Below are 12299 nucleotides of genomic sequence, written 5' to 3'. Positions count from 1 at the left end.
TAATAAATTTAACTTTGTATAATATAATAATTTAACAATAAAGTTAATATAATTTATAGCAATATACATATCTATTTATAATTATGAAGACAGAGGAATAAAGTATGCGAAAGAAAAATAAAATTTTTAAAATTTGCTTATTACCAAGTATTAGTTTGCTTGGAATTTCATTATTTACAATCAGCTGTAATTATGAAAATAATAAAAAAGATAATATTTCTAAAAAAACATTAGATAGTAAAATTCAATCTTCTTCGCAAGAAACTAAAAATAATAATCAAACTCAAAATAATTTCTCTGATGTTATAGATCAAAAAAATAAATTACCAGAAAGTAAACCAGAAGAAAAAAAACCATTGGTTGATTCAGAGTTATCTTCTCAAAAAATAACACCAGAAAAAAATCAAAATATATCCTTAGAAAAATTAAAAAAAGATCACTCATTAAAAACTGAAATCGAAGATTCAAAAAAACTTAAAGATTCTTCAACAGAAACAACTGATACAAATCCAATAAAATTAGATAATCAAAAAAACAGTGAAAATAATCCTGATAACAAAATAAGTAATCAAGTTGAAATTCCTAAAGAAATTCCTAAAGTAACTGTAAACCCTTCGTTTTATCCTACACAACGAAATGATGAATTTAAAGAACAAAATTTTTCTTATGATGAAATTAAGAAACGTATTTTATCTGCTAAAGAACTTTCTTCAAATTATTATTCACATCCAAATTTTAGACTTAAAGAAAATTTTGTTACTTTAAAAGGTGATAATAAAGATAGTAAACAACTTGAATTAGTTTCTTCAATAAATAATGAAAAAATAAAAGACGTTAAATGATACATTAGAACTAGTTATCCTACTGACGAAGTTTATAAACCGGGAGATTCAACACCTGAGGAAGTTAAAATAGAAATTTCGAATGATGGTAAAGTAATTGGTAAAGAATATGATGGAAATGATAAAACCTTTGAAATTTGAGCTGAATACAAAGGTTATTTATTCAAAGCTCTTGTAAGAGTTTTATCAAAAACTGAAATTATTAATGAATACGAAACAGTTGAAGCTTTTAAAAAAGCAAAAGAGATTGCCGCAGAATGGAAACATTTATCACACTACCAAAAAGCTTTAAAAGCTTATGAATGAATGACAAGTAATGTAAGATATCGCGATGATGACAGAATTGATGATTATACTGCTTACTCAGCTTTAGTTAAGTTTGAAGGTGTATGTACTGCTTATTCAAAAGGTTATAAAATGTTGCTTGATGAATTAGGTATTACGTCATTTCTTATTTATGGTAGAATCCCATATTCTAATGGAAAAACAATTAGTCACGTTTGAAATTTAGTTGAAATAGAAGGAAAATGATACCATGTTGATTGTACTTGAGGGGCAAAAAAATTTGAAGACGGTTCCCAAACAACAATCTATGAGTATTTCTTAATTAAAGACGAGGATTTTGCTAAAGGAAGAACTATTAATAACCCTTTAGATCTAAGTTTAATCGGTGATAAATATCGATTCTCAAAAATAGATAGATTTGTTGCAACAAATAAAGATATTGAAAGACATATTGAGAAATGATATTCTCAACAACCTGAACATCCTTGAATTAATTTCAGAACATATCATAAATTTAATAAAGATTATGAATTTGAAAATGCTATTTTTAAAAAACTCGGAGTTAGACATAAAAATCATTATGATTCTGCATATGGTAATAGCTCTCCTGTTTGAATAAATGAAAATGTAAAAATATATTCTTATATATTAGAAAATATTCCAACTAAAACAAAAATTAAAAATCATTTGAATTTAACAGTAGAAAAATTTCAAAATAATAAAAGTTTAAATATTTTAAAAATTAAAACACCTAGCGATCTTGAATTAGGTTTCGAAAATATTTGGATACAAAATGCATTTATTGACCGTATTGAAAAAACCGATGATGGATACTTAGTTTATTTAACTAATTTTGATAAAATTGGTAAAAATTTAATACATATTGAAATTTTTAAAATTGCACATAAATTTAACTTAAATAAAAAATCATTTGAATTCGAAATTAAACAGCAACAAAAACCAAATGCGTTTTTTATTGGCACATCTAAAAATTCAGGAATTTTAAAAAATGTTGATAATACAATGCAATATCGAACTTGAAAAAATGACATAATCTCTTCTTGAAAAGATATAGATTCTAGTGAAGTAAAAATTAATAATATTGATGTTACAAATATTCAAATAAGAAAAAAATCTAATATTACTCATATTGATTCTGAAATTCAAGTAATAAATTTAGTTAAAAATAATCTTATTGAAAAAGAAATAAAGGTTTATAACCATGAAATTATTGGAGTAAATCAGGAAATGCAATACCGCTTAAAAGATACAGAAAATTGAATAAATATTAATACATACCGTTTATCTAATTTAAAAAGTGGTACTTATGAAATAAGAGTTAAACCTGGTAAAAATTCTCTTGCTTCAGATAGTATAGAAATTAATATTTAATATTTAATAAAATAAAATTAGACATTCTTATTTTTAAAAAATGAATGTCTAATTTTTTTATTTTTTTATTATTTTTGATTTTTGTTTTTACTTTGAAGCATTAAGAATAATACTAAAAATAAAATTCCTGAAGTTATAATAATTAAAATTAATATTACTGCAAATGCTGTTCAAACTACAAGAAAAGCTCCTAAGAATGGCCAAGCGATAAAAAATAATAATATTGGTAATAAACCGGATAATAAACAACAATTAATAAACGTAAAATTTTTTTTACTTTTTTTAGCGAATGTTAAAGATGATAAGGTTATTGAAGCTGTTGAAGCTCCTAATCCTAATATAAATAAAATAATATATAATCAAATCATAATATTATTTTACAATTTTTTCCTTATCAATTAATCATTTTCTTTCTTGGTTAATTATTTCTTTAATATTTCCAAGTTCTAAATAAATTACTTTATCTGCCATTAATGCCACATCAGGATCATGTGAAACAATAATAATTGTAGTACCATAATCACGATTTATTTCTTGAAGTATTTTTAAAACAATTTGACCTGTTTTTTCATCTAAAGCTCCCGTTGGTTCATCGGCAACTAAAATATCTGAGTTTTTAGCGATAGCTCTCAAGATTGAAACACGTTGTTGTTGACCACCTGACATTTGTGAAGGATACTTATACATACATTCTTCTAAATCAAAGTCTCTAAATAATTTTTTAATATCAAGATGCTTGCTTTTGTCTTTTTGTAAATATGATCCTGTTTCGACATTGTCATAACTATTTAAATTTTGAAGTAAATTGTAATTTTGAAAAATGAATGAAATATTATCCCTTCTAAATAAAGTTTGGGCTGAATCATTTAAATAAGGTAAGTTAACATTATTAACAATAACTTTTCCCGATGTTGGACGATCTAAAGCCGAAATAATATTTAAAAGTGTTGATTTACCAGAACCTGATTTACCATATAAAATAGCAATCTCACCTTTTTTAATTTTAAAAGAAACACCGTTTAAAACATCTGTTGCAACATTACCAGATAAATAAGTTTTTTTGATATCAATTACTTCTACTATATTATCATCAGTATTTTTTTCTTTTTCAAGACCATCTTTTTTACGTGGTTTATTATTTGCTAATTTGTATTTTTTTAAAGTAGCTTGGTCAAGAACCTTAACGGTTAAACCCTCGTCTTTAATTTCAAAAGGTTCTTTGTGTTTACTTATTTCAATTTGATTTAAACGATTCAAATTTTCATCTTTTTTATTATTTTTTTTCTTAAACATTATTTTCCTTTCAACACATCAATAGCTTTAACTTTATTTAAACTCTTTCAAGTCGCCATTGATGTTAATACAAACACAGCTAAACAAATAGTTGCTGAAATAATAATTGTTGAATAATGTAAAACTAATGGTAAAACAATTTGTGATGTTGCCATCATAAAAGCATTAAAAGCTGAAATTAGTAATAAAGTAGTAGGTATCATTAATAAACAAGCAAATATTATTGTTGGAACAAAATTTGCAAAAAACAATGTTATTTTTTCACGATTAGTATAACCTAAAACTGAAAATGTTGCAATTGATTTTTGATTTGAAGCAATCATTATATTTGTTATAACAATCAAAATAACAATTGAAATAATTAAAGACATAACAATAAATATAATTAATATAACATTAACTGTTTCTGAAATACCTTCAATAAAACCAGCTTCAATATCTTTTGAATTAACATCAAAAGAAGCACCATACATAATATTTTTACCATATATAGTATCTGGTTGAGTACCATAAAATTGTGTTACAACATTTCTTGCTAAATTTTTAAATTCTTCATTTGAATTAGACTGCTTTACTATGCGTTCAAATTGTGATTCATTAATTTTCAAAAGCTTAAATAATGTTTCTTTGTAATCTAATTTTGCATCTTTATGAGCTTCATTATATGCATTAATGTTATTTTCATACACTGAAACATAATTCAAACTTTTATCTGATATAAAAATACGTTTAAAGAAATCTCAAACACTTTTATCACTTGCATGTTCAACATCATATGAAGAAGCAGCTCCTCAAAAGCCTGTTGATGAATATGTTGTTAATGTATCAATTGTTTGAACTGGGGTGATATCATTTGATAAAATCCCATTAAAAGCATCATACTTACGGTTAAATTGTTTTGTAATTTCGTCTTTCTTATCAGGATTTAAAGCTAAGTCATTAATTAACTCTTGTTTACGAGCATCTTTAAGACGGTTGCTTAATGTATCGTATCCTAAAATAGTATCTAAAATATCTTTCCTTGTTGTAAATTCAGTATTAATATATGTTTCAGAAATATCAATAACTTCAAAAATATATTTTGTTTGTGGAGCTTTTTGTAAAAGTGCTCTATGACTAAATCTATCAACATGATTTTGTAAATCTAGTTCAATTTTTGAACCTATTTTTAAACCATATTTTTGAGCTGCAACACTATTGATAACTAATGGAATATTCTTATTTTTTTCATACTTGTAATTTTTTAATTTTAGTTGTAAATTTTCATTATTTTTATTATGTAATGATATAAATCTAGAATCTTCGTAATATCCATAAATTTTAATTTCTTTTTTATCAAGTAGAGCTTTTGCATAAGTGTATTTTTCATTAGTTGCATTATTTCAATAAACACCACCAAATGAAACAAAAAAGTCTAATCCATTAATCCGGCGATAAGCATTAATTAAAAAGTTTCTGTATTCTTGTCTATATCTTGAGGTTGAAACATCTTTTGCTTTATAGTAAACTTCATTAATCGGATCTCATTCAATAAACTTAAATTGTTCATTAATACGTGAGGAACCTTTGTTTTCACCATACCTTGATTTATTAGTGAAGAAGAAGAAACTTGTTCTATTTGAAAGATCTTCTGGTTTTCCTGCCTTCAAATCTGCTTGGAATTTTTCAAGATTTTTAACTGCAATAACGTTATGGTAACTATTTCCAACTTCTAAATAATTTTCATTATTTTTTAATTTTGTTAAATCAATTAAATATTGCGTATTTTGCATTTCTCTTGAAACTTTTTTAAATATTTGAGCAACTCTTGCCCTTTGTGTTTCAGGCATATTCGCATACGTTATATCTCAAGGACTTAATTCAACTGATAAATCAAGAAGAATGTCCAATGATGATTTAGTTAATACTAATGGAGAATATGGTTTTTGAACAACATCGGTATTAAATGATCCGCCTGGTCTTAAGAAATTTGGATTATCATAATCAAGTTGACTACCATTTGAAGAAGTATTGCCAGCTAAATCATTTGGAACATATAAAAGTGATTTAATATTATTTTTATTATAAGTGACGTAAGGTCCTCCTTCTGTGGTAGGACTCTCTAAATCAAGCTTGAATTTATATAATCTATCTTTATAAGTTTTTGTTATAGCTTTATCAAAAATATTACTTGATGATAAAAAGAACATTGAAATTAATGATGTAGTTGAAAATGCTAAGAATAATGAAAACATTTTTCAGAAATTATTTAATGCCATTGAAGCTATAAATCTTGTTTTAATAGGTAATCTTCTAAATAAAGTAGAAATTCTCTGCGCAAAATTTCCTACGTTAACTTCTGTTAATCCACTCATTAATTCAATTGGTTTTTTGCGAACAGATATTGAAGTTATTATAAAAATTAATAAGCTTACAAAAATAAAAGGAACTATAACCGTTAAAAACATAGCAATAAAATGAATAGGAATAATATTATTTTCCAAAGTTCAATAAGAGGACAAAATATTCATTGCCGGTTTTTGAAAAACAAAACCAAGAATATATCCGCCTAATGCTCCTACCACAGCCGGAATTCAACCAAATGCACAAAATGCTAAAGCTATCTTACTTGCCTTATATCCTTGTGCCCCTAATATACCAACGACCTTATTTCTTGCTTCAATATATCTTTTCATAATAAAGTAAATAATGAATGCAACTAAGATAGTTAAAACTGTAATTAGATAGAATGTTGCGTTTTTGATTGAATTTATTATTACTCGAATCGTTACGACTCTAATTTGTCTTTCCGGATTTAAATTATCTAATTCATCTTTTAAATAAACTTTTTTAAATGAATTTGGATTTATTTTATTAATATTTTTAATAAATAAATTTTGTAATTCTTTTGGAGATTTATTTTTAATATAATTACCTTTAGAATCTACAGGTGACTTTACTAAGGCATAGTTCTTGATTGCAAATGTCGGGTAAGCTGAATAAATTCTATCAAAACCTTTTGAATTAACATATACAATAGCTTGCGAATTAGTATCAACTTGAATATTTTCTTCATTAACAACAGGATATAAGTAATCAGCTGTTGAATCAATACCAATAATTAAATATTCTTGTGTGTTTATTTTAATTTTATATTTACTATCCAATGATGAAATAAATAGTTGCATTTCATATGGATTTGATAAATATTTACTTATATCTCCAGTATAAGCTTCTTTATTATTTTTTGAGGCATATCCATAATTAATTTTAGCTAAATATGAACCTGAATCTGTATATGAAATTAAACTTGGAATAAAAATTGGTTCAATAATTTTAAATATTGTTTTTCTTAATGTATCAGTAATATTTATTCCAAAAAATTCTAAATCATTACCATTTTTATTTTTTAAAAGACCGTTAAATAAGTAATTGAAATTTGCTAAATCTAAATCAACTGAATCATCATTCTTTGATTCTACAAATCTAACTGAACTACTAAATCTATGTGTTATGCTTTCGATTTGATATGCAGCATCTTGAATAGATGACGATTTTAAATTTAAAAATAATTTTTTAACAATGTAAGCTATATTTCCTTCATTTGGATTTGGGCTTAATAAATAATAAAGAGGTATTTGCGGAAAACTTAATAGTGTTAGTGGATTTAATAAGTTATTAGGAACATTTAAAATTGAAAGACTATTATTTAATCTTGAATTGTCTGTTGCATTTTTAAATGCTAAATCTAATTCGTATTCATTCGTAATTAATGGTTTTATTGTTGAACCTTTTTCTGTTTTTAAAAATGATTTAATAAAAGTTTGTAAACTTTGAATGTAAAATGTTGACATTTGTGATGATGCTGCAATATATCCAAAGTTGTATGTAATTTCATTAGAGTTTTTTATTAATAAATCAATTATTTTTTCAATAGTTTTTGTATCAATTTTAAATTTTAATAAATTTGCTTTAAATTTATCAATTGCAGGTGAATTTTTTATTAATTTAATTAATTCTTGATTAGCTAATCTTGTATGAGCATGTGCATACGGTATTTTTAACAATGTTGCTCGATATTTATTATCTGAACCAAAAACCCCTAAGCTTGGAATTGGATTAATTACATTGTCATAATTAGTTATTATTTTTTTTACTTCTTCACTATTACCAAAGTTGTAAATTTCTTCTAAAACTAATTTAATTTGATCAAATGAAAGAATTTTTTTGAACTCTTTTTTAATTATTCTATTTCCAGTTTCTTCATCAATTTTAATTCTATCTGGAGCTTCTTCAATTCTATTTAAATAATAAGCTAATTTAATTCATAAACTATAAAGAACAAATTGATTTTTAATTAGCATTTCTTCTTTATTTCCTGTAAAAACAGAACCAAGATTTTTATAAAGCAATGAATGGATTGTTTTTAAGATCTCTATTTCATTTTTCTTATTTGGGTTATCCTCATTTATTAAGGCAGATAAATAAGCTAAGTCTCCATATGAGATTGGATTAAATTTTATACCATCAGATACAAAATCAAGATCCCTATTTTGAGGTTTAAGATTTTGTAATTTTAATTTACTAATAAATGAGTAGTAAAATAAAAGTTTAGTTTTCAATAAGTTAAGATTGTTTAATTCTATTTCATTAATTAATGCCTCATTTTTAACAAATTCAAATTCCGATTTAGTTAATTTTATTAACTCATTTTTTTCTATAGCATTTTCAACTTTTGAAATAATTTTTCTAACATCAACTAAATCATATTTATTAATAGGAATATTAAATGGTGAAGGTATTTTTACATCCGATAAAACTTGAGGAAAGGCTAGTTTAGGTAAAATAGCTAAATCTAATAAAGAAATTTTATTTTCCTCACGTGTCGGTAATGAAATGTTTAATTCGTCCGAAACGCTAGAAGTTTTAGAAGAAAGATTAAATATCTTAATTAGTGCATTTTGAATTTGATTAATTTTATTAAATGAAATGTTTTCATTATTTGTAGAAGAAATTGCTGCCATAAAGGCAATTAAATAATCAGAATGATTTAAATATTCAATGTTATAATCATTATAAATTTTATTATTAGCTGCAATTGGGTATTTATTAACTTTTATTAAACTATTTAAAGACGAAGCAAATTTTTCAATGCTAAAGTTTGAAAAAATACTAAATAGTCCTTCATTAATATTAGTATATGAACGATCCTTTTTACCATCTAATGATAAGAAGAAATTTTTAACTTGTTTTTTGGTTTCTTCTTTTAATTCATTATGTGCAATTTGATGAGCTTGAATTCATTTATTATAGTAACTTGAACTCAAATCAGGGTTTAAAATTTTTGAAAAATCAACTAAATTAATCAATTTCTTAATTGCTGTTTTGAATTTTATTTCATCGATTGATGATAATAATGAAACTAAAATTCTTTCATGTGACATCGTTCAATAGGTACTATTTATAGCAGTAAATGGCTTGTAAGGATGTAAATCGAATCAACTTTGAATAATAGATGAAAATTTAATAAAATCTATTGAAGAAAAAACATCTGATAAAATGTCAAAGATTTTTTCTTTTTCCTTAACGTAATTTAAAAGGTCTGATAATGAAATTTTAAGTTGAGGAATTATATAAATATCTGAAAATTTTAACAATGAACTTAAATTATTTATCTGCTCAATTAAATATTTTTCTCTGGCTTCTTTAGTATTTCCTGATTGTAAAAATTTATTTTTAAAATAATTAAGTATTTTATTAAAAAAGTTATGTAAAAATGAATTAGCATTGATATTAATATATTCAAGATTTTTATTGCGTGTTTGATCGATTGGTTTTATTAAAAATTTAATTATATCTAGTAAAGTTTTTTCTAAAATAAACTGGTTTGTTTTACCAATTGAAAGAAGTTTGTGAAGTTCATTATGTTCAACCGAATCGGTTATTGCTTTAAATAAACGGTAAATATATTGTCTATCAAACAACTTAGCAAGATCAGTATTCAATAATGTAGATCTTAAACGCTTAATTAAAGTTGTTATTGTATTTTTTTGGGTTATTTCTTGAGTTAAATCATTAGAAATAACACCAAAACCAATTGGAAGATTAATTTGATTTTTAAATTGGTTGTTTACAACAGCTCAACCTTTAGGACCGATTTCTCCTCTAATTGTATAATCTTGTTCAACTAAATATTTATAAACTTCGTCGAGAGTTAAATATTCCTTATTTTTAATTGAAACCTTATTTCAAACAATTTCATTTGAAAATCCATCAATGTTACTTTGTTTTAAAAATATATACTTATTTAATTTGGGCATTGCTATTGCTCCAACAATTTTTGAACCAATATTTCTTTTTATTTCCGGTGTCGCGGTTGTTAAAACAAGAATTTTTCCGTTTGTTAATATAGGTATTTGTGTACTATTTAAAAAATTATAATATTTTTCAAACCTAATATCAGCGTTAAAATAAGCTATATTTGGAGTGTAGTTTTGAAAAATAGTGCTAATCAGCGGTCTAACATAAACAGAAGGAATTTTTTGAATAAAATTACTACTATTATTTTGTTTTAATAAGAATGTATCAATATTTTTATTTGAAATGCTTGAATGCAAGATAGTTGGTGATAAGGTTTCATTATAAAGCTTTCCAACATTATTTTCAAAGTTCAAAATTTTCTTGTCTTTATCTCCTGTATCAACAAAATGGAAAACATTTTTCTTTGCATTTTCGTCATTTACTGTTTCAACAGTAATTGTTTTTCTAATACCTAAATTTTCTTTACCAACTACATTTTTAACATCATTTAAAATAGATGTTCTTGCAAAATTTAAAGATCCATTTCTTATTAAATTTTGATAATGACTTAATTTATTAACGTTTGAAATGTCTGCAAATTCTTCATCTGAAATTTTTTCAGATGAAAATTTATTAAATTCAACTTGTTTTATATTTCAAAGATTTACCTTTGATAAATTTTGTTTGTTTTTTGGAATTTTTAGGTTATTTTCTCCACCTATTCAAGCATTTTTGAATGTATCGCTTAAATCTTCTTTTTCTAGTTGTAAATTTTCTTCAAATGTTTCTTTACTTGTATTTCCGATTGAATAATTAATTTTTACTGTCTTATCTCAATATGAAAAATATTTATTTTTATTATATTCATCCTTTGATTTATTATAAAAATCGTTAATAAATTTAAAATATGAACCTTTTCAATTAGATTTTTCTTCATCACTATTTTCATTTCAATTTAGAACATAACGATATCAATTATAATAAGTTAATCTTTCTAGTTTTCTTATTCAATTTTCAGGAATACTATAAGTATTATTTGATTTCATTTCAATATAAATTGGAACATTAGTTTCAATTTTATTTTGGCTTGCAAATTCTTTTAAACTAAATTGATTTTCTAATAGGTCTTCATTGTGTATATTTCATGCTGTTGTTTTTTTATTAGATTGCAATTTTATTTCAGCATTTTTAAATTTTTCTTCATTGAAATATCATTTTGAAGAAGTTGCTTCTTTTTCAAATCCCATTAATTTTAAAACATCATCTGCTTTTATGATTGCCAAAGTATTTTGACTTTTCCAAAGATCATAATCTTCGGTTAAAAATGAAGCTTCTTTTGTTTTAGTATTAATAAAAAGTGGTGAACTCTCTATAATTGCATCCCTAAGTTCTTGTTCGCCTCTAAAACCTTTAGGAGCATAAGAAATTGTTAAAAAATCAGAAATTTTAATTGGTTTTTTAAATTTAATTATATCGTTAGGAGATATTTTAATTTTTTCTGTAATTAAAATATATTTATTATTTTCTTTTTTATAGGCTTTGAATCTTCTATTTTCTCCTTCAAAGCTAAAATTTTTTATATTTATTAAATTTGGGTTTTTGCTATTAATTTCAAATCTTACACTTGAAACCTCATTACTTCTTTGTTCATGATATAGTTTTAAAAAATCCTCGGTTGAAATATAATAATCTTTATTTATATTTCAATTCTTTATATCAGATGTTTTTATAAAATTTTGTGAAGATTCAGGTAAGTTAATATCATATGAAATTTGTGAACCATTTTTTGATGATTCAAACTTTATCGGTTTAGTTACTATTTTTTTATTATCAGAATCAATTTGGTCATAACCTTGACGCGGTATTATTCCTGAAGGATTTATATCTAAATCAACTGTTAGATCATGTAATTTAGAAACCTTGTCATAAGAATTAATTGTTCTTGAATAAGAAGTTTTAACATCATTTAACAATGTAAATAAAAATGTTGTTAAAAAAATTAAAATTGTTAAACATACTAAAGTTACTTTATTTTTAGCAAGAGATCTAAAAACTTCTTTAAATAATCTTTTCATATTCTAAACCTTCTTTAATTGTTTGATAATTTAATATGTTAATTATATAATTTATTAAATAAATATATTTAATAAAAGGATTTTTCTGTGAATTTTAATTTAAAAATAAAACCTACTTTACTAATGTAAAGCA

The 12299-nt window shown here is 23.8% G+C and carries 4 protein-coding genes; 2 read left to right on the top strand and 2 right to left on the bottom strand.

All coding sequences use genetic code 4. The features are described from left to right. The first annotated feature begins 104 nt into the window (after positions 1-104). Positions 105-2519 carry an MAG6410 family transglutaminase-related lipoprotein gene (locus MCAN360_RS05270; protein WP_045433610.1) on the top strand — a complete coding sequence of 805 codons (2415 nt, stop codon included), beginning with the start codon at positions 105-107 and terminating at the stop codon, positions 2517-2519. Between the two features lie 81 nt (positions 2520-2600). Beyond that, on the top strand, positions 2601-2921 hold the full coding sequence (locus tag MCAN360_RS05265) for a hypothetical protein (RefSeq protein ID WP_045433607.1): 321 nt from the start codon (positions 2601-2603) through the stop codon (positions 2919-2921). Here MCAN360_RS05265 and MCAN360_RS01115 read toward each other — a convergent pair. Both MCAN360_RS01115 and MCAN360_RS05260 read right to left on the bottom strand, forming a co-directional pair. Continuing rightward, positions 2892-3812: an ABC transporter ATP-binding protein gene (locus MCAN360_RS01115; protein ID WP_045433604.1), complete on the bottom strand. Its 921-nt coding sequence runs from the start codon at positions 3810-3812 to the stop codon at positions 2892-2894. The genes MCAN360_RS05265 and MCAN360_RS01115 overlap by 30 nt on opposite strands. After that, positions 3812-12166: an ABC transporter permease gene (locus MCAN360_RS05260; RefSeq protein ID WP_045433601.1), complete on the bottom strand. Its 8355-nt coding sequence runs from the start codon at positions 12164-12166 to the stop codon at positions 3812-3814. The genes MCAN360_RS01115 and MCAN360_RS05260 overlap by 1 nt, the downstream gene beginning before the upstream one ends. Positions 12167-12299 lie beyond the last annotated feature (133 nt).

This window comes from Metamycoplasma canadense (genome assembly GCF_000828855.1).
GTDB classification, from domain to species: Bacteria; Bacillota_I; Bacilli_A; order Mycoplasmatales; family Metamycoplasmataceae; genus Metamycoplasma; species Metamycoplasma canadense.
Note: the sequence above shows the minus strand (reverse complement) of the source record. Positions and strands in the feature narration are given on the sequence as shown.